General features: G+C 71.8%; 19 protein-coding genes and 1 tRNA gene. 15 read left to right on the top strand and 5 right to left on the bottom strand.

Translation table 11 applies throughout. From position 1 onward, the window contains the following. The first annotated feature begins 72 nt into the window (after nt 1–72). Entirely contained in the window at nt 73–735 is a 663-nt protein-coding gene (locus tag L107_RS15125; protein ID WP_106221904.1) for a hypothetical protein, read from the top strand. A 5-nt stretch (nt 736–740) separates the two neighbouring features. Here L107_RS15125 and L107_RS15130 read toward each other — a convergent pair whose 3' ends face one another. After that, on the bottom strand, nt 741–1,736 hold the full coding sequence (locus L107_RS15130; protein ID WP_159820173.1) for an aldo/keto reductase: 996 nt from the start codon (nt 1,734–1,736) through the stop codon (nt 741–743). Between the two features lie 63 nt (nt 1,737–1,799). Between L107_RS15130 and L107_RS15135 the strand changes: the two genes are divergently transcribed. From L107_RS15135 to L107_RS15145, 3 genes are all read left to right on the top strand, one after another. Then, on the top strand, nt 1,800–1,982 hold the full coding sequence (locus L107_RS15135) for a hypothetical protein (protein WP_159820175.1): 183 nt from the start codon (nt 1,800–1,802) through the stop codon (nt 1,980–1,982). Nucleotides 1,983–2,002: 20 nt separating this feature from the next. After that, a complete protein-coding gene (locus L107_RS15140) occupies nt 2,003–2,512 on the top strand; it encodes a hypothetical protein (protein WP_159820177.1) in 510 nt (169 codons plus the stop codon). A 278-nt stretch (nt 2,513–2,790) separates the two neighbouring features. Beyond that, nucleotides 2,791–3,420, top strand: coding sequence for a trans-aconitate 2-methyltransferase (locus tag L107_RS15145; RefSeq protein ID WP_159820179.1), 630 nt, complete (start codon nt 2,791–2,793; stop codon nt 3,418–3,420). Between the two features lie 73 nt (nt 3,421–3,493). On the opposite strand, the gene L107_RS15150 is transcribed toward L107_RS15145, so the two are convergent. Together L107_RS15150 and L107_RS15155 are read right to left on the bottom strand one after the other, a co-directional pair. Beyond that, entirely contained in the window at nt 3,494–3,679 is a 186-nt protein-coding gene (locus L107_RS15150) for a hypothetical protein (protein ID WP_146134626.1), read from the bottom strand. Between the two features lie 106 nt (nt 3,680–3,785). Next, nucleotides 3,786–3,856: transfer RNA gene (locus L107_RS15155), tRNA-Cys, on the bottom strand. 44 nt (nt 3,857–3,900) lie between these two features. On the opposite strand from L107_RS15155, the gene L107_RS15160 reads away from it, so the two are divergent. Both L107_RS15160 and L107_RS15165 read left to right on the top strand, forming a co-directional pair. Continuing rightward, nucleotides 3,901–5,151 (top strand): lipid-A-disaccharide synthase-related protein, encoded by a 1,251-nt coding sequence (locus L107_RS15160; RefSeq protein ID WP_159820181.1) that lies wholly within the window; start codon nt 3,901–3,903, stop codon nt 5,149–5,151. Between the two features lie 40 nt (nt 5,152–5,191). Next, nucleotides 5,192–5,449: a hypothetical protein gene (locus L107_RS15165; protein ID WP_094585026.1), complete on the top strand. Its 258-nt coding sequence runs from the start codon at nt 5,192–5,194 to the stop codon at nt 5,447–5,449. Between the two features lie 36 nt (nt 5,450–5,485). Here the strand turns inward: L107_RS15165 and L107_RS15170 are convergent, their stop codons facing one another. Continuing rightward, nucleotides 5,486–6,151, bottom strand: coding sequence for a ribonuclease D (locus L107_RS15170; RefSeq protein ID WP_159820183.1), 666 nt, complete (start codon nt 6,149–6,151; stop codon nt 5,486–5,488). Between the two features lie 92 nt (nt 6,152–6,243). On the opposite strand from L107_RS15170, the gene L107_RS15175 reads away from it, so the two are divergent. Next, nucleotides 6,244–6,795 carry a cofactor assembly of complex C subunit B gene (locus L107_RS15175; protein WP_159820185.1) on the top strand — a complete coding sequence of 184 codons (552 nt, stop codon included), beginning with the start codon at nt 6,244–6,246 and terminating at the stop codon, nt 6,793–6,795. A 4-nt stretch (nt 6,796–6,799) separates the two neighbouring features. Then, nucleotides 6,800–7,675 (top strand): dehydrogenase, encoded by an 876-nt coding sequence (locus L107_RS15180; protein ID WP_159820187.1) that lies wholly within the window; start codon nt 6,800–6,802, stop codon nt 7,673–7,675. Here L107_RS15180 and hemF read toward each other — a convergent pair. After that, nucleotides 7,602–8,627, bottom strand: coding sequence for an oxygen-dependent coproporphyrinogen oxidase (gene hemF, locus L107_RS15185; protein WP_159820189.1), 1,026 nt, complete (start codon nt 8,625–8,627; stop codon nt 7,602–7,604). The genes L107_RS15180 and hemF overlap by 74 nt on opposite strands. A gap of 238 nt (nt 8,628–8,865) precedes the next feature. Between hemF and L107_RS15190 the strand changes: the two genes are divergently transcribed. The 7 genes from L107_RS15190 to ppc all read left to right on the top strand — a co-directional run bounded on the left by L107_RS15190 (nt 8,866) and on the right by ppc (nt 19,015). Beyond that, nucleotides 8,866–9,972 (top strand): Mrp/NBP35 family ATP-binding protein, encoded by a 1,107-nt coding sequence (locus L107_RS15190; RefSeq protein WP_159820191.1) that lies wholly within the window; start codon nt 8,866–8,868, stop codon nt 9,970–9,972. Between the two features lie 4 nt (nt 9,973–9,976). Then, nucleotides 9,977–11,245: a rod shape-determining protein RodA gene (gene rodA, locus L107_RS15195; RefSeq protein WP_159820193.1), complete on the top strand. Its 1,269-nt coding sequence runs from the start codon at nt 9,977–9,979 to the stop codon at nt 11,243–11,245. Beyond that, nucleotides 11,236–12,654 carry a sensor histidine kinase KdpD gene (locus L107_RS15200; RefSeq protein WP_159820195.1) on the top strand — a complete coding sequence of 473 codons (1,419 nt, stop codon included), beginning with the start codon at nt 11,236–11,238 and terminating at the stop codon, nt 12,652–12,654. The genes rodA and L107_RS15200 overlap by 10 nt, the downstream gene beginning before the upstream one ends. 103 nt (nt 12,655–12,757) lie before the next feature. After that, complete coding sequence (locus tag L107_RS15205) at nt 12,758–13,189, top strand: photosystem I reaction center subunit II PsaD (protein WP_015109263.1); 432 nt, start codon at nt 12,758–12,760, stop codon at nt 13,187–13,189. Nucleotides 13,190–13,257: 68 nt separating this feature from the next. Then, nucleotides 13,258–14,823 (top strand): anthranilate synthase component I family protein, encoded by a 1,566-nt coding sequence (locus tag L107_RS15210; RefSeq protein WP_159820197.1) that lies wholly within the window; start codon nt 13,258–13,260, stop codon nt 14,821–14,823. Next, nucleotides 14,820–15,983: a glutamate--cysteine ligase gene (gene gshA, locus L107_RS15215; RefSeq protein WP_159820199.1), complete on the top strand. Its 1,164-nt coding sequence runs from the start codon at nt 14,820–14,822 to the stop codon at nt 15,981–15,983. The genes L107_RS15210 and gshA overlap by 4 nt, the downstream gene beginning before the upstream one ends. Before the next feature lie 26 nt (nt 15,984–16,009). Further along, a complete protein-coding gene (ppc, locus tag L107_RS15220; RefSeq protein ID WP_159820522.1) occupies nt 16,010–19,015 on the top strand; it encodes a phosphoenolpyruvate carboxylase in 3,006 nt (1,001 codons plus the stop codon). Nucleotides 19,016–19,027 lie beyond the last annotated feature (12 nt).

Genomic DNA, 19,027 nt, shown 5'->3' on the forward strand with positions numbered 1-19,027 from the left:
TTTCCCTAAGGTCGTCAGCGTCTTTGCCGACACGACCAGGCCTCCCTTCCGCTCCGACGAGTTCGTTGCCCGATGTTCGATACCTCCAGACGCATCACACGCCGCCGCAGTTCCGCCGGCCCGATTCCGCCCCAGCGCCCCCAGCAGCCCCGCCCCCGCCTGCGCGACGGCGGGGCCCCGGTGCAGCGGGAAGGTTCGGGCGGCCAGCGCCCCACCTTCCTGACCCTGCGGGACCACGGCAAGGTCTATGTGGCCGACCTGCCGCGCCTCTCCGACGGCCAGCTCACCCATATCCATAAGGAGGCCCAGGATGTCTTCGACAGCCTCAACCGCCGCCTTCAGGAGCTGGAGGACCAGACCTTCCTGAGCGAGGCCGACCAGGACACCAGGATCCGGGCGACCACCAAGCGCGACATCACCCAGCGGTTCCTCAACTCGATCGCCCAGGAACAGGAGCTGCGGCGTTCCAACCCGGCCCTGCGGGCGGCAGCGGGCGAATCCCTGGCCCGCGCCTTCCTCGAGCTGGCCCGCCACCGGCTGCCCGGCTCCACCTTCGACTCCCTGCTGCAGGAGGCCCTCAGCGCCTGCGGTCCCGGGGAGGACGGCGCCCTCAGCGGCGAAACGGCCGATCCCCAGGTGGTGCGGCTGCTGCAGCGGGCCGAGGCCCCCCAGCCGCGGCCGGCGGCCCTGCCGGTGGTGCTGAGCCCGGACCCGGCCGACGCCCTCAGCGCCTGAGGCCTTCAGTCGCTCTGGAACGGGTTGGCCGGCATGCGCACCTCGCCACGCAGCGCCACCCGGTCGAGATCCTGCCGCTCCTCTTCCGCCAGGCACCAGGCGGCGGCGGCCGCCGCGGCTTCCGCCTGATCGGGGCGGCGCATTCCCACCAAAGGCAGGGCGCCATGGGCCCGGCACCAGTTGATCGCCACGGCCGCCATCGGGGCGTCGTGGGCGCGGGCGATCCGCTCCATGGTCTGCAGCAGGGGCTGGATGCGGGGCGTCAGGCGCCGGAACAGGAGGCCCCGGGGTCCCGCTGGCCGTGGCGCCCGGGCCTCGCCGGGGGGCTGGGCCAGCAGCCCCAGGGCCAGGGGGCTGTAGGCCAGCAGCTCGATGCCCAGCTCCCGGCAGACCGGAGCCACCCCCTGGGCGGTGAGCGCCTCGGGGGCCAGCAGGGACAGCTGCACCTGCAGGCTGGCCAGACGCAGGCCGCGCCGGGCCAGCTGGTCGTGCACCCGGCGCAGGCGCCGCGGGCCCAGGTTGGAGACCCCCAGGCTGCCCACCCGGCCCCGGGCCACCAGATCCGCCAGTCCCTCCAGCAGCGCGCCCTCCTGCCAGGGGGCATAGCGGGCCGTGCTCCAGTGCAGCTGCACCCGGTCCAGGTGGCCCTTCAGCCGCCCCAGGGACGCCTCGAAGGCCGCGTCGAATCCCCGGCGGCCCAGGCGCCAGGGGAACGGGGCCAGCTTGGTGGCCACGGTCAGCCGCTGGCGCGGGGCTGGCGGCAGGGCGGCGACGAAGTCGCCCAGGAGCGACTCGCTGCGCCCCCCATAGCGGCCGGTGCCATAGGAATCGGCCGTGTCGAAGAACGTCAGACCCAGGTCCACCGCACGGCGGAAACAGGCGGCCAGGGTGTCGTCCTGGGTGGGGTCGTAGCCCCAGAGGAACTGGTTGCCCCAGGCCCAGGTGCCGACCCCGACCCCGGGGACCACCGACGGCGGCGGACCGGGCAGGATGTCGGCCATGGCGATCACGCGAGTCTCGGTCCGTTGCCATGATCGTCCCGACTCTCCCCCCGGGGACCCGCAATGACCATCCCTCCGGGCGTCGGGCCGACCTCCGCCCCGAAGCAACCCATCGCCGCGGCGCCCGCCGCCGCGGCCACCCCCCCTGGCCCCGCCGCCGATCCGGTGCTCTGCCAGCACTGCGGCCGGACCGCCTCCAACGGGATCAGCTGCCAGGGCATCTGCGTCGCCGATTCGGGCTATTGAAGCTCCGGGCCGGCCCGGGGATGCGGGCCGCACTGAGCCTGCTGCTGGCCCCGGGTCTCCACTGGGCGCCCGTGGGGGCCAGCGAACTGTCCGGCGATGACTTCGGCCGCTGGGAGAGGCCCCTGCGCCGTTGCAGCGTCATCACCCCCTCCGGCACGGGCCGTCCTGTGCCGCCCCCGGCCAGCTGCCGCCTGCTGCGGCTGGACCAGCAGATGGAGGGTCTGCTCAGTGTGCGGTTCCTGCAGCCCGGTGGCGACAACGCCTTCCTCGATCGCCAGCTGGTCTTCGCCGGGGTGCTGGCGGAAGGTTCCGCCGCCATGGCCTGCCGGCGGAGCCGCTGCGAGCCGCGCTGGCCGGTGCGGCTGCGGGTCAGTGCCGTGGGGCAGGCAGGGTTCGGTGACGGGGAGGCCGCCCTCGGGCTGACCAGGGCCGAGCTGGCCAGTGGCCAGTGCCTGCTCGACGAGCGCGCCTTTCGCTGCGAGGCCACCGGCCCGGATGGACGGCAGTGGCGGGTGGATGCCGCCCCCTGAGCGGGCCGGAGACGGGACGGGCCGGGAGAGAGACGGAGGCGGAGGCGGGGCGGAGATGACGATCGGCAACGAAGGCCACAGACAGCACCCCACTCTTCAGATTCTCTTTATGATTGATCCGTCCGGGAGATGGCCATGCCCCCATCCACGTCTCTGCTGGCCCTGGTGGGCGTCGTGGGATTCGCCATCATCTCGCTGCTCATGGGCGTTCTGCCCTGAGCCGCCACGGCGGGACGACCGAACGCCGCCGCTAGGGTGCCGATGATCCGCCCGCCGGCATGTCGACCAAGGACGCCTTCACCCGCATCTACCAACGCGACACCTGGGGCGGTGGCTCGGGACAGGGGTCCAGGCCGGAGTTCAACGGCGAATACATCGCCACCCTGCAGCGCTTTCTGCAGCTCAACGACATCGGCAGCGTCGTTGATTTCGGGTGTGGCGACTGGCAGTTCTCCCGCCTGATCCACTGGGGGGACATCACCTACACGGGGGTCGACATCGTCGATTCGGTGGTGGCCGCCAACCGCGAACGCCATGCCAGCGACACGGTTCACTTCCAGCTGTTCGACGACCTCGCCAGCCTCCCCCCCGCCGATCTGATCCTGGTCAAGGATGTGCTGCAGCACCTTCCCAACCAACTGGTGCGGGATTATCTCGACCATTTCAAGAGCAAGTACCGCTGGCTGATCATCACCAACGACGATCTGCCCCAGTCGAACCTCAATCAGGAGATCGACGCGGGGGCATGGCGGCCGTTGCGCCTGGATCTTCCGCCCTTCGAGGAACATTGCTCCACCCTGGCCCAGTGGGTGGTGCTGACGGAATCCTCCATGAGTCTGCACAGGAAACGGGCGGAACTCCTGCTCGGGCGGGGACCTCGACGCCCCCCCGGCCGGCCGGGCGATTAGACCCGCTGAAGATCAGACCGGGGCATGGTCAGCGGTGGGGTCGGAGGTCGGTGGGCCGATCAGCGACCATCCTTCACCAGTTGCCGACCCGCTTGAGTGCGGTGTAGTACTCGATGATGGCATCCTCCAGAATGGCCCTGGGGGTGGAAGGAAGCTGAATTCTTTCGCGATAGGCCTGGATCTTTTCAATCATCTCCAGACATTCCTCGCTGAGAAGCGCCACGAACGGATCCGGCTCTTCCGGGGAATTGGCTGCCACCGCAGTCCTCATCGGCATGTCCGGTGCAGTCTGCCACCGATGGGCGGTCACCGTGCCGCAGCCTCCCCCACGGGGGGAGCGGCCAGGGAACCCCCGGTTGTTGCAGAGGCGGCACCCAGATTCGAACTGGGGATAAAGGATTTGCAATCCTCTGCCTTACCACTTGGCCATGCCGCCTGCCGGGGAGCAAACTCCCCGCAGCGGATCGTATCAGCCATGGCATGTCCTCCCCCCGTCTGCTGGTTCTGAGCAACGGCCATGGGGAGGATCTGATCGCCCTGCGGCTGATCGAGGCCCTCAGGCGCCAGACCCCCGGCCTGGAGGTGGATGTGCTGCCGCTGGTGGGGGTGGGCCAGGCCTACGCCGGCGCCGAGGCGGCCGGGGAGCTGCGGCGGGTGGGCCCGCGGCAGCCGCTGCCCAGCGGCGGCTTCAGCAACCAGAGCCTGACGGGGCTGGTGCAGGACCTGGCGGCCGGCCTGCCGCTGCTCAGCTGGCACCAGTGGCGGATCGTGCGGCGCTGGGGCCGGCAGGGGCTGCCGATCCTGGCGGTGGGCGACCTGCTGCCCCTGCTGCTGGCCTGGGCCGGGGGCGGCCCCTACGGCTTCCTCGGCACCCCCAAGAGCGACCACACCTGGGCCTCGCCGGCTCCGGCCGGCTGGGGCCGCTCCCCCCTGGCCGATGGCTACCACCGGGCCAAGGGCAGCGAGTGGGACCCCTGGGAATGGGCCCTGATGGGCCGGCGCCGCTGCCGGCTGGTGGCGGTGCGGGATCGGCTCACCGCCCGCGGGCTGCGGCGCCACGGGGTGCGGGCCGTCGCCCCGGGCAATCCGATGATGGATGGCTTCGCCCCCGCCCCGCCGCTGCCCGCCTGGCTGCAGGGGCGGCGCCGCCTGCTGCTGCTGCCCGGCAGCCGCCTGCCCGAGGCCCTCGGCAACCTGCGCGGCCTGCTGGCGGCCCTGCCGCCGGCCGAGGGGTCCCCGGCGATGAGCGTGCTGCTGGCCACCGGCTCCCGTCCCGGCGCCGCCGAGCTGGCCGCCCCCCTGACGGCGGCGGGCTTCATCCCCGGCCCGCCGCCGGAGGGCTCGGGGGGCGCGGCCCTCTGGCGGCGCGGCCCCCTGGAGCTGCTGGTGGGCCCGGGCCGGTTCGGGGCCTGGGCGCCGCTGGCGGAGCTGGGGCTCGCCACCGCCGGCACCGCCACCGAGCAGCTGGTGGGGCTGGGGGTGCCGGCCCTGTCGCTGCCGGGGCCAGGGCCCCAGTTCAAGGCCGGCTTCGCCCGCCGCCAGAGCCGGCTGCTGGGGGGAGCGGTGCAGCCCTGCCATGGCCCAGCCGAGCTGCGCCACCGGCTGCTCGCCCTGCTGGCCGACGATGGGGAGCGGGCCCGGCTGGGCCGCATCGGCCGGCGCCGGATGGGACCGGCCGGCGGCAGTGCCCGGCTGGCGGCCCTGATCCGGGAGCGGCTGCTGCCGGGGTAGGGGGATGATGGGGCCGAACGCCCCCTTGTCCTCCGCACCGATGCCCGGCATCCCCGACCGCAGCTTCAACGCCGCCTGCGGTCATCTGGCCACCCAGCTGGGCATCAGCCTGGCGGCGGCCCGCCGGCGGGTGGAGATCCTGGCGGCCAAGGAAGGGCTGCGGGACACGGCCGGCAAGCTGGCCCTGGCGGAACGGCTGCTGGAGGAAACCAGGGCCAGTGGCCTAGACCGGGGCCAGCTGTTCGACGGCCAGCTGCGCTCGGTGGGGGAGGACGACCTGTTCATGATCGAGGACTGAGCGGCACCTCAGACGGGCCGCCCAGCGTGTCCGGGCTCAGTGCTCGAACACCTGGTTGAACCGCTGCCGGTCGAGGGCGGAGAAGACGGGCACGCAGGCGAAGCAGCGGCGGGCCAGCTCCCAGCGCTCCTCGCGGCGCAGCATCACCTCCAGCCGGTCCCGGGCGGCCAGCAGCCAGCGCACGTCACCGGCGGCATAGGCCAGCTGGGGGTCGCTGAGCTCCTCCACCCGGCCCCAGTCGGAACTCTGGGCCTGCTTGTCGAGCTCCACCCCCACCAGCTCGTTGACCACATCCTTGAGGCCATGGCGCGGGGCGTAGGTGCGGGCCAGGCGGCTGGCCACCTTGGTGCAGAAGACCGGATCCACGGCGATGCCGAGGTTCTCCGCCAGCGCCGCCACATCGAAGCGGGCGAAGTGGAACACCTTCTCGATGGCGGGGTTCTCGCACAGGGCCTTCAGCCGCGGCGCCTGCGTCTGGCCCCGCGCCACCCGAATGCAGCAGACGTTGTCGTCGTCGTCGCAGATCTGGACCAGGCAGAGGCGGTCACGCCCATGGATCAGCCCCATGGCTTCGGTGTCGATCGCCAGGGCCCGGGCCTTGCCGAACAGCTCCGCCCAGGCGGCGTCGAGGTCGTGGTCGAAGACGGCGAAACGGGCCGGCGGACCGGGGCTGGCACTGCCGCTGGAAGGGGTCTGGGCCATGGGGGGACAGGGGGGAGGCGGCCATCGTCGCCCACGACGGCCGCCGACCGGGCCGGCCGGGCCAGAATGCGGGCCCGAAAGGCTGCGCCGCCATGCCCACCCTGGGTTCCACCCTCCTGCTCACCCTGCTGATGGCCATCGGCCTGGTGTTCTTTCTGAGGGCCGCCAGCAAGGACCGCACCACGGTGGTGGACGTGCACTCCCCCCAGCCGCCGGTGCAGGTGCTCGACGGCCTCTCCGACTGGCTCACCGCCCGGGGCTGGCAGACCGAGGCCGGCGATCCCGAGCGCCAGCTGCTGCGGTTCCGCGGCCAGGTGCGCTCCAGCCTGCCCCTCGCCCTGCTGCTCTCGCTGCTGGGCAGCGTCGGGGCCGCCTGCCTGGGCCTGGTGCTGCGCCAGGTGCTGCCCTCCCTCGGCTGGTGGCCCCTGCTGCTGGCCCTGGTGGGGCCCCTGGCCGGGGTGATCTACCGGCGCCGGGCCGCCCGGCCCGAAAGCCTGGAGATGCGCCTGATCAGCGGCGACAGCGACGGCGGCAGCACCCTGCGCCTGCGCGCCCACCGGGACGAACTGATCGCCATCGAGCGGGAACTGGGCCCCGGGCTCCAGCTGGCCAGCGACGGCTCCCTGCTCTCCTCGCCGATCTGAGCCCATGGGTTCCCGTCGTCCGACCTGGCTGCTGGGGCCTGCCCTGCTGATCGGCAGCCTCGGCCCCCTCACACCCCTGGCCCATGGCGCCGAAGCGGCCGTGCCGGCCAGCCCGATACAGGCACAGTCGCTGGCCAGCCTCGATCCGATCACCGGTCCCCGCAGCCGGCTGGGCCGGGACTGGATCGGCACCCGCCCCGTCGATCCGGACACCCCCATCCTGGTGCTGGCCGGCCATGCCGATTCCCAGGGCATGAACGGCGCCGGCACCAGCGGCGCCGCCGTGGCCGCGGGGGCGTCGCCGATGTACCCAGGCATCAGCGACGAGCTCTACTGGAACATGGTCGTCGCGGAGGCCGTGGTGACCCTGGGCCAGCAGCGGGGGCTGCGCATCAGCTCCTACCGCCCGCCCTTCCGCACGATCCCGGACGGCAACCACCCCAGCACCAACTGGAGCGTGGGCCGCCAGCACGCCGCCAGCGGCGGCTATGCCCTGGAGATCCACTTCGATGCCTGGGGCCCCGACGGGATCGGGTCGGGGCTGATCCCGCCGCTGCACCGCCCCTTCGGCTCGCTCGACGAAAGCCTGGCCGTGGCCTTCGGCGGTTTCCCCATGGCCTTCCGCGGCGGCCTCGGGGGACCGAGACGCGGCATCGCCCTGCTGGAGGTGGGCAAGCTGGAGGGCCAGCTGGAGCGCTCGCTGCGCAACCCGGCCACCCGCTCCGAGACGGTGATGGCCATCGCCGAGCGGATCGTGACAGCCCTCGAGGTGGGCCTGGGCCGCAGCCCGGCCACCGCCATGCCCCTCAGCCCACCGCCTGGTGGGGTCGGCAGCGCTCCTCCAGGGAAGGGTCTTCAAGCCAGTTCTGCGGACGAGTGAACAGGTCGGTCAGCAGGGCCTCGCGGCTGCCTTCGGCAGCGGTGTAGCCGTACTCCCAGCGCACCAGGGGCGGCAGCGACATCAGGATCGACTCGGTGCGGCCGTTGGTCTGCAGGCCGAAGATCGTGCCCCGGTCGAAGACCAGGTTGAACTCCACGTAGCGGCCGCGGCGGTAGAGCTGGAACTGGCGCTCCACCTCTCCCCAGGGCAGCCCATGGCGACGCTCCACGATCGGCACATAACTCGGCAGGAAGGCGTTGCCGCAGGCCGAGGCCAGGGCGAACAGCTGCTCCCAGTTCTGGTGGAGCGGCCCGACGGCCGCGCTGGCCGCCGCCGCCGGCCCCTCCGGGTCGCCCCCCTTGTAGAGCACGCCGCCGGGGTCCTGGTAGTCGTAGAAGATGCCGCCCACGCCCCGGGTCTCGCCCCGGTGCTTCAGAAAGAAGTACTCGTCGCACCAGGGCTTGAACACCTGGTAGTAGGCGGGATCCACCCCGTCGCAGGCCCCCTTGAGGGTGCGGTGGAAGTGGCGGGCATCCTCCAGGAACGGGTAGTAGGGGGTGAGGTCGGCGCCGCCGCCGAACCACCACACCGGCCCCGCCTCGAAATAGCGGTAGTTGAGATGGACGGTGGGCACGTAGGGGTTGCGGGGATGCAGCACCATCGAGGTGCCGGTGGCGAACCAGCGGTGACCCTCCGCCTCGGGGCGCTGGGACAGGATCGAGGGGGGCAGCCGCTCGCCCTCCACCTCGGAGAAGTTGACGCCGCCCTGCTCGAAGACGCGGCCGTCCTTCATCACCCGGGAGCGGCCACCGCCGCCCTCGGGCCGCTCCCAACTCTGCTCCTCGAAGTCGGCCCCGCCATCGAGGCTGGCGAGACCGGCGCAGATCGAATCCTGCAGGCCCATCAGCAGGGCCTTGGCGCGGCTGCGAGAATCGGCAGGTGGCATCTCCATGGAACGGCGGCGCGGCGGACGCGGAACATCCGCACACCTTTTCAGCCCGTCGGGGGGTCCCACAAGGGTTCGAGAGCGTCTGTCACGGGCTCGGGGAGTGGCCGGGGAGCCGCCCCAGGGCCACCACAGGGCCACGGGGGGTGCTTCCGCGGCGCTGCCGCAGGAGCCGCCGCCCGGCCCGACCGGCCCGGGGGGCCGCCCCTAGGATCGCCGTCCACCCCGACCCTGCCGCCGCCGCATGGCCAGCGCCGACACCCTCCTCGAGGCCCTGCAGCCGCTCCGCGACGCCGGCAGTGGCCGCAGCCTGCTGGAGCTGGGCTGGATCAGCGACCTGCGGCATCAGGGCAGCCGGGCGGTGTTCCGCCTCGCCCTGCCCGGTTTCGCCAACAGCCAGCGGGAGCGCATCGCCGCCGAGGCCCGCGGCGCCCTGCTGGCGGTGGAGGGGATCAACGACGTGCAGATCGAGCTGGCCCAGCCCGCCGCCCCCCCCTCCTCGGGCCCGATCGGTGCCGCCGGCCACGGCCCCGGCGGGGCCCAGCTGCCGGAGCGCCAGGGCATTCCGGGCGTGCGCCAGGTGATCGCCGTGAGCAGCGGCAAAGGGGGCGTGGGCAAGAGCACGGTGGCCGTGAACCTGGCCTGTGCCCTGGCCGCCTCCGGCCTGCGGGTGGGGCTGCTCGATGCCGACATCTACGGACCCAATGCGCCCACCATGCTGGGTGTGGCCGACCGCAGCCCCCAGGTGTCGGGCAGCGGCAACGACCAGGTGCTGGAGCCGATCGAGACCTGCGGCATCGTCATGGTGTCGATGGGTCTGCTGATCCAGGAGAACCAGCCGGTGGTCTGGCGCGGGCCGATGCTCAACGGCATCATCCGCCAGTTCCTCTATCAGGTGAACTGGGGCGAACGGGACGTGCTGGTGGTGGATCTTCCCCCCGGCACCGGCGACGCCCAGCTCACCCTGGCCCAGGCCGTGCCCATGGCGGGCGCGGTGATCGTCACCACCCCCCAGCTGGTGTCGCTGCAGGACGCCCGCCGCGGCCTGGCCATGTTCCTGCAGATGGGCGTGCCGGTGCTCGGGGTGGTGGAGAACATGACCGCCTTCATTCCCCCGGATCTGCCCGATCGCCGCTACCCCCTGTTCGGCAGCGGTGGCGGCCAGCGGCTGGCCGACGAGGCGGGCGTGCCCCTGCTGGCCCAGCTGCCCATGGAGATGCCCGTGCTCGAGGGCGGAGAGCGGGGCCGGCCGGTGGTGCTCTCGGCACCGGACTCGGCCAGCGGCCGCGCCTTCACCGAGCTGGCCGGGCGGCTGAGCGCCGGCTGCTCCCTCAGCCCGGCGCTCGCCTGAAGCGATGGCGGTTCTCAGCCCCCGGCGCGGTGGGTTCGCCGCCAAGGGGGCCAAGCGGCGCGGCCCCGGCTTCGATCCTCTCCTCTGGGGCATCCCCATCGCCCTGACCCTGCTGGCGGGGATCCTGATCGCCAGCACCCAGCGCCAGCAGGGCACCACCGACTGGTACCAGCACTGGATCACCGCGGCGGTGGGCCTGGTGGTGGCGCTGCTGCTGGCCCGGGTGCCCCTGGAGCGCATCGCCCGCTTCCAGTGGCCGATCTACATCGTCATGGTGGCGAGCCTGGTCGCGGTGCGGATCATCGGGGTGAGCGCCCTCGGGGCCCAGAGCTGGATCAACATCGGCGGCTTCTACGTGCAGCCCTCGGAGTTCGCCAAGGTGGCGGCGATCCTGCTGCTGGCGGGGGTGCTCTCCAAATACCCGGTGGAGCGGCCGATCGACCTGCTGCGGCCGGTGGCCATGATCAGCGTGCCGTGGCTGCTGGTCTTCGTGCAGCCGGATCTGGGCACCTCGCTGGTCTTCGGGGCAGTGCTGCTGGTGATGCTGTTCTGGTCGGGCATGCCCGCCACCTGGCTGCTGCTGCTGCTCTCGCCCCTGTTCACGGCGATCATGGCCGGCACCCTGCCCTGGCTGCTGCTGGGCTGGATCCCCCTGATGGGCTGGGTGGCGTGGCGGGCCCTGCCCTGGAAAGCGGTGGGGCTCTCCCTGGTGCTGGCCGTCCAGGGGCTGTTCGCCGTGGGGACACCCTGGCTCTGGGAGCACGGGCTGCGCCCGCACCAGCGGGCCCGGCTCACCCTGTTCCTCGATCCGGCCCAGGATCCCCTCGGGGGCGGTTACCACCTGCTGCAGAGCACGGTCGGCATCGGCTCCGGCCAGCTCTGGGGCACCGGCCTGATGAACGGCTCCCTCACCAAGCTGCGCTTCATCCCGGAGCAGCACACCGATTTCATCTTCAGCGCCCTGGGGGAGGAGACCGGCTTCATCGGCTCGATGCTGGTGGTGGTGGGCTTCGTGGTGTTGATCTGGCGCCTGCTGCAGATCGCCGGCCGGGCCGCCAGCGATTACGAATCCCTCGTGGTGGTGGGCATCGGCGCCATGCTGATGTTTCAGGTGGTGGTGAACATCAACATGACCATCGGCCTGGGACCCATCACCGGCATTCCGCTGCCCTTCCTGAGCTACGGACGCTCGGCCATGCTCGTCAACTGCATCAGCCTCGGGCTCTGCGCCTCCGTGGCCCGGCGCAGCCGCAGCCTGCGGCGATGGTGGTGAGCCTGGGGGACCTGCGCCGCCTGCTGGCGGCCGGTGTCCCGGCCGGGCGGGGGGACGAGGACAGCGTGCGGCGCCAGTGGTGGGCCGCCCTGGCCACGGTGCAGGCGGATCTGCTCGGCGCCGCCCCCCCCCAGCCGGGGGTGTGGCTGGCGGCCCCCCTGCCGGCCCTCTACGAACCTTCCCTGCTGGAGTGGCTGGACGGCTGGGTCTGGACCCCCGCCCAGGTGGGCAACCTCATGCCCCCGGGGCTGCCGCTGCTGCCGGGGATGGCGCCCCTGCCGGCCCCCCACGGAACGCCCCCCGCCGGAACGGCCGGCCGGCCGGGGGGGTTCCAGCGCCTGAGCCTGCGGGAGGAGGACGGCACCGATCCGCTGCTGGTGCTGATCACCCCGGTGCTTCAGGTGGCCCTGGCCCTCGACGGCCCCCCGCAGGAGCGCCGGCTGCTGGCGCGCTTCGACGCGCCGGTGCTGTCGGCGGCCCTGGAGCTGCTCGATCGCCGCCTGGCCCAGGACGATCCGGTCGCGGGCGTGGGGCTGCGGCGCCGCCTGCAGCTGCTGGGCCCGCTCAGCAACGATCCCGATCTGGGCAGCCGCTTCTGGCCTCTGCTGGCCCAGCGCCTGGCCGCCATGGCCCCCAGTGTCACCCTGCAGCCGCTCGTGCACGGCGAGAAACGCGGCGAGGGCAACGACGCCAGCAGAAACGACGCCGTCAGCAGCGAACTGGCCCTGCTCGAGGCCCTCACCCATGAGGTGCGCACCCCGCTGGCCACGATCCGCACCCTGATCCGTTCCCTGCTGCGCCGCAGCGACCTGCCGGCGGTGGTGCGGCAGCGGCTGGAGCAGATCGACGGGGAATGCAGCGAACAGATCGACCGCTTCGGCCTCATCTTCCTGGCGGCGGAACTGCAGCGCCAGCCCGGCAGCGGCCAGCCCCTGAGCGACAGCGAACTGGCCCGCACGGACCTGAGCCGGCTGCTGATCCAGCTGGAGGAGCTCTGGCAGCGGCAGCTGGGCCGCCGCGACCTGCGGCTGGTGCTCGACATTGCTGCCGACCTGCCGCCGGTGATGAGCGATCCCAGCCGGCTCGAGACCATGCTCGGCGGCCTGATGGACCGGTTCAGCCGCAGCCTCCCCAGCGGCAGCGAGGTGCGGCTGCGGCTGCTGCCGGCGGGGTCGCGGCTGAAGCTCCAGCTGAGCAGCGACGATCCCGAAAGCCGCGAGGCCGACGCCCTGGCGGCCGCCGTGCCCACCCCGGTGGGGCCGGTGCTGAGCTGGAACCCGGAGACCGGCAGCCTGCAGCTCAGCCGCCAGGCCACCCAGCGGCTCTTCCACCGCCTGGGGGGACGGCTCACCGAACGGGGGGGCAGCAACCTGACCGTGTTCTTCCCGACCGCCGAACGCAGCGGCTGAGGTGGCCGCCGCCGGGTTTGTTGACGGGTGTGAAGAGTCCGCCGGGGGCGCCCGGAAGGCCAAAAACACGGTGCTAGTTTCCGCCTGAAACGGTCTGCGAGCCATGCCTGATACGGCCCTCCACGGTCAACTTCCGAAGTCCATCGGCAGCACCGGTGGCCTGCTGAACTCGGCGGAGACCGAGGAGAAGTACGCCATCACCTGGAGCAGCACCAAGGCCCAGGCGTTCGAGCTCCCCACCGGCGGCGCCGCGGAGATGCACGAAGGCGACAACCTCATGTACTTCGCCCGCAAGGAGCAGTGCCTGGCCCTCGGCACCCAGCTGCGCACCAAGTTCAAGCCCCGGATCGAGGACTACAAGATCTACCGGATCTACCCCGGCGGTGACACCGAATTCCTGCACCCCAAGGACGGCGTCTTCCCCGAGAAGGTGAACGAAGGGCGTCCCATGGTGGGCCACACCCCCCGCAGCATCGGCGCCAACCCCAACCCCGCCAGCCTCAAGTTCAGCGGCAAGGCCACCCACGAAGCCTGAGCCCGGCCGGCCAGCACCTATAACGGCGGGGCCGGGAGCCCCGTTTTTTTTGCCTGCCTGTCGCCGTGATGCCCGGTTCTGATCGCAGCGCCTTCCTCGCCCGCATCGCCGGTGGGGAAGCGGGTGCTGATGTGGCCATCAATCTCCTCCCCCTCTGGAAGCGCTGGCCCGCCGACCTGGAGACCCCCCTGACCACCTGGCTGAAGGTGGGGGCGGGCGGCAGCCATGGCGTGCTGCTGGAGTCGGTGGAGGGTGGCGAGCAGCTGGGCCGCTGGAGCTTCGTCGTCAGCGACCCGCTCTGGACCCTCACCTGCCGCGGCGACCGGGGCGAGAGGCGCTGGCGCGACGGCCGCAGCGAACAGCTCCAGGGCAACCCCTTCTCCCTGCTGCGGGAGGCCCTGGCCCCCCTGCGCCCCGGACCGGTGGAGGGCCTGCCGACGGTGGCCCAGCTGTTCGGCTTCTGGGGCTATGAGCTGATCCGCTGGATCGAGCCCAGCGTGCCGGTCCACGACGCCCCGGACGGGGCCCCGCCGGACGGCTGCTGGATGCTGGCCGACAGCCTGCTGGTGTTCGACCAGGTGAAGCGCCAGATCACGGCGGTGGCCTACGTGGATCTCTCGTCGGGGGCCGATCCCGGCGAGGCCTACGACCGGGCGGCGGCCCGCATCGCGGAACTCGAGGCCCGCATGCACGCCCCGTTGCCGGCCCACGTGAAACCGCTGGCCTGGCACGAGGCGAGCGGCGCCGAGCTGGCCACCCGCAGCAACCGGGACCAGGCGGAGTTCCAGGGCGCCGTGGCGGCGGCAGCCGAGCACATCGCCGCCGGCGACGTGTTCCAGCTGGTGCTGAGCCAGCGGTTCGAAACCAGGGTGACCCACGCCCCCTTCGATCTCTACCGCAGCCTGCGGATGGTCAACCCCTCGCCCTACATGGCCTTCTTCAACTTCGGCGACTGGCACCTGATCGGCTCCAGCCCCGAGGTGATGGTGAAGGCGGAGCCCTGCGCCGCAGGGGTGAAGGCCTCCCTGCGGCCCATCGCCGGCACCCGGCCCCGGGGCGCCGATGACGCCCAGGATGCGGCCCTGGCCGAGGAGCTGCTGGCCGATCCGAAGGAGCGGGCGGAGCACGTGATGCTGGTCGACCTGGGCCGCAACGACCTGGGCCGGGTCTGCCGGGCCGGCACGGTGCAGGTCAGCGAGCTGATGGTGATCGAGAAGTACTCCCATGTAATGCACATCGTCAGTGAGGTGGAGGGGCTGCTGACCGAGGATCACGACATCTGGGACCTGCTGATGGCTTCCTTCCCGGCGGGCACCGTGAGCGGCGCCCCCAAGATCCGCGCCATGCAGCTGATCCACGCCCTCGAGCCGGAGGCCCGCGGGCCCTACTCGGGCGTCTACGGGGCGGTGGATCTGGCCGGAGCCCTCAACACCGCCATCACGATCCGCACCATGGTGGTGCTGCCCCATCCCGAGGGCGGCTGGCGGGTGCAGGTGCAGGCCGGTGCCGGGATCGTCGCGGACTCCCGGCCGGAGGCGGAGTACCAGGAGACCCGCAACAAGGCGCGCGGCATGCTCAAGGCCCTCGCCTGCCTGGAGCCCGCCACCGCCGACGCGGCCGACGCGACGCCATGAGCGCCCCCCTGCTGCTGAAGGGCTTCGAAGTGGAGATGTACACCGGCCGGGCCGACGGCACGGTGGTGGGCTGCTCCGCCGAAGCGGCCGCCGCACTGGCCGGGTTCATGACCGAGCCGGATCACCGCAACCTCGAGTACGTCACCCCGCCCGAGGCCTCCTACATCGCCCAGCTGGAGCTGCTGCTGGAACCGCGCCGGCGCCTGCGCCGCTGGCTCCAGCCCCGCCAGCTGACCCTGCTGCCCGGGAGCACCCTGAGCCTGGGGGACAGCCGCCGCTTCGAGCGCTCCGACCCCGAGAACCCCTACCACGGCTACATCGAGGCCACCTATGGCACCCGGGTGGTGACCGCCAGCGTCCACATCAACCTGGGCCTGACGGAGATGGACGCCCTGTTCGCGGGCCTGCGGCTGCTGCGCTGCGAAGCCTCCCTGCTGCTCGCCCTCAGCGCCAGCTCCCCCTTCCTCGACGGGGAGGTCAGCGGGGCCCACTCCCAGCGCTGGCTGCAGTTCCCGATCACGCCGCCCCTGGTGCCCCTGTTCCGGGACCACCGCCACTACATCGACTGGATGGAGGAGCAGCTGGCCGCCGGGGCGATGCGCAATGTCCGCCACCTCTGGACGTCGGTGCGACCCAACGGCGACGACCGCCCCCATGGCCTCAACCGCCTCGAGATCCGCATCTGCGACCTGATCGACGACCCGCTGCTGCTGCTGGCGGTCACCGCCTTCACCGAACTGCGCCTGCAGCAGCTGCTGCAGGATCCCTCGGGCCAGGATCCCCTGGCCGCCGGCCGGTTCGGGGCCGCCGAGCTGGAGGCCATCGCCGATGCCAACGACCGGGCCGCGGCCCGCTCCAGCCTCCAGGCCCGGCTGGTGCACTGGCGCACCGGCGAGACCCTGGAGGCCCGCGCCTGGATCGCCACCGAACTCGAGGCGATGGCGCCGCTGGCGGCCGAACTGGGGCTGGCCCGGTGGCTGGCGCCCCTCCACGACCTGCTGGCCGGCGGCAACCAGGCGATGCGATGGCTGGCGCGCCATGGGCGCGGCGAAAGCATCGGTGCCATCATCGGCAGCGAGGCCGAGGCTCTCGAACGGCGGGAGAGGGCCCTGGACGCATGGCTGGCGACAGAAGCAGCCCAGGTTCCTGGAGGATCATGAACAGCACCCCCGCGCCCACCGCCCCCATGCGGCTCCACCTGACCGAGCCTTCGGTCGTTCCCGCCGAGGCCTCACCCGGGGTGATCCGACTGCTCACCGAGCGGCTGGAGCTGGTGGAGGACCTCTGGCAGACGGTGCTGCGCAGTGAATGCCCCCCCGAGCAGGTGGAGCGCCTGCTGCGGCTCAAGGAACTGAGCGGTCCGGTGGCGCCGGGCCTGGATCCGGAGGCCCCCTCCGCCGTCGACACCGACGGCATCGTGGCCCTGATCAAGGCGATGGATCTGGCCGAGGGCATCGCCGCGGCCCGGGCCTTCTCCCTCTACTTCCAGCTGGTCAACATCCTCGAGCAGCACATCGAGGAGGACAGCTACCTCGAGAGCATCAAGCGGGCCCCCGCCCCCGCCAGCAACGACCCCTTCCTGCCGCCCCTGGCCAGCCAGAGCGATCCGGCCACCTTCCGCCAGCTGTTCGAGCGCCTGCGCGCCCTCAACGTGCCGCCGGGCCAGCTGGAGGGGCTGCTGCGGGAGCTCGACATCCGGCTGGTGTTCACCGCCCACCCCACCGAGATCGTGCGCCACACCGTGCGCCACAAGCAGCGGCGGGTGGCGGCCCTGATCCAGAAGCTGCAGGTGAACGGCCAGGGCAACCCGGACGACAACGACCGGCTGCGCCAGCAGCTCGAGGAGGAGATCCGGCTGTGGTGGCGCACCGACGAGCTGCACCAGTTCAAGCCGTCGGTGATCGATGAGGTCGATTACGCCCTCCACTACTTCCAGCAGGTGCTCTTCGACGCCCTGCCCCAGCTGCGCCAGCGCATCCGCGCCGCCCTGGCGGCCAGCTACCCCGACGTGCAGCCCCCCCGCGATGCCTTCTGCACCTTCGGCTCCTGGGTGGGATCCGACCGGGACGGCAACCCCTCGGTGACCCCGGACGTGACCTGGCGCACGGCCTGCTTCCAGCGGCAGCTGATGCTGGACCGCTACATCCAGTCGGTGTCGGTGCTGCGCGACCAGCTCAGCATCTCGATGCAGTGGAGTCAGGTGAGCGGCGCCCTGCTGGAATCCCTGGAGATGGACCGGCTGCGCTTCCCGGAGATCTACGAGGAGCGTGCCGCCCGCTACCGGCTCGAGCCCTACCGGCTGAAGCTGAGCTACACCCTGGAGCGGCTGCGCCTCACCCAGCAGCGCAACCAGCAGCTGGCCGAGGCGGGCTGGGAATCCCCCTGCGACGGGTCCTCCGGCTACGAGGCCGGACTGAGCAGCCTGATGGAGCCGGCCCCACCCCAGGAACTCCACTACGCCTCGGTGGAGGAATTCCGCACCGACCTGGAGCTGATCAAGGAGAGCCTCGATGCCACGGGCCTGAGCTGCGAAGCCCTGCAGGATCTGCTCAGCCAGGTGCACATCTTCGCCTTCTCCCTGGCCAGCCTCGACATCCGCCAGGAGAGCACCCGCCACAGCGACGCCATCGACGAGCTCAGCAGGTACCTGCTGCTGCCGGTGCCCTACGGGGAGATGGACGAGGAGCAGCGGGTGGAGTGGCTGCTGAGCGAACTCAAGACCCGCCGGCCCCTGCTGCCGCCGGCGGCCCGCTGGAGCGCCCCCACCGCCGAGACCTTCGCCGTGTTCCGGATGCTGCAGCGGCTGCAGCAGGAGTTCGGCCGGCGCATCTGCCGCACCTATGTGATCTCCATGAGTCACACGGTGTCGGACCTGCTGGAGGTGGTGCTGCTGGCCAAGGAGGCCGGGCTGGTGGATCCGATGGCCCAGAAATCGGCCCTGCTGGTGATCCCCCTGTTTGAAACGGTCGAGGACCTGCAGGGGGCCCCGGCGGTGATGGGACGCCTGTTCGCCGACCCCTTCTACCGCCAGCTGCTGATCAGCAACAGCGACGGCGAGCAGCCCCTGCAGGAGGTGATGCTGGGCTACTCCGACAGCAACAAGGATTCCGGCTTCCTCTCCAGCAACTGGGAGATCCACCGGGCCCAGATCGCCCTGCAGTCGCTGGCCGATGCCCACGACGTGGCCCTGCGCATCTTCCACGGCCGGGGCGGCTCGGTGGGCCGGGGCGGCGGCCCCGCCTACCAGGCGATCCTGGCCCAGCCCAGCGGCACCCTGAAGGGACGCATCAAGATCACCGAGCAGGGGGAGGTGCTCGCCTCCAAGTACTCGCTGCCGGAGCTGGCCCTCTACAACCTGGAGACGGTCACCACCGCCGTGCTCCAGAACAGCATGGTCAGCACCCCGGTGGACGACACCCCCACCTGGAACGTGCTGATGGAACGGCTCGCGGCCCGCTCCCGCGACCACTACCGGGCCCTGGTCCACGACAACCCCGACCTGGTGGCCTTCTTCCAGCAGGTGACGCCGATCGAGGAGATCAGCAAGCTGCAGATCTCCAGCCGGCCGGCCCGGCGCAAGAGCGGCGCCAAGGATCTCTCCAGCCTGCGGGCCATCCCCTGGGTGTTCGGCTGGACCCAGAGCCGCTTCCTGCTGCCCAGCTGGTACGGGGTGGGCACGGCCCTGCAGGCCGAGCTCGATGCCGACGGCGAACAGATGGAGCTGCTGCAGCTGCTTTACCAGCGCTGGCCCTTCTTCCGCATGCTGATCTCCAAGGTGGAGATGACCCTCTCCAAGGTCGATCTCGAGCTGGCGGGCCATTACGTCACCGCCCTGGGACGCCCCCAGAACAGGGAGGTGTTCGCCCAGATCTTCGAGGCGATCGCCAGTGAGTTCGCCCTCACCCATTCCCTGGTGCTGCGCATCAGCAACCACAGCCGGCTGCTCGACGGCGACCCGGCTCTGCAGCTGTCGGTCGACCTGCGCAACCGCACGATCATCCCCCTGGGCTACCTGCAGGTGGCGCTGCTGCGCCGGCTGCGGGAGCAGAAACGGCAGCCGCCCATGAGCGAAGGGCCTGGCGACGGGCCGGGAGGCGGCGGCGACGGCCGCACCTACAGCCGCAGCGAACTGCTGCGCGGCGCCCTGCTCACCATCAACGGCATCGCCGCCGGCATGCGCAACACGGGCTGATTCCCTGGACTC

This window comes from Cyanobium sp. Copco_Reservoir_LC18 (assembly GCF_009834675.1).
Classification (GTDB): domain Bacteria; phylum Cyanobacteriota; class Cyanobacteriia; order PCC-6307; family Cyanobiaceae; genus Cyanobium; species Cyanobium minutissimum.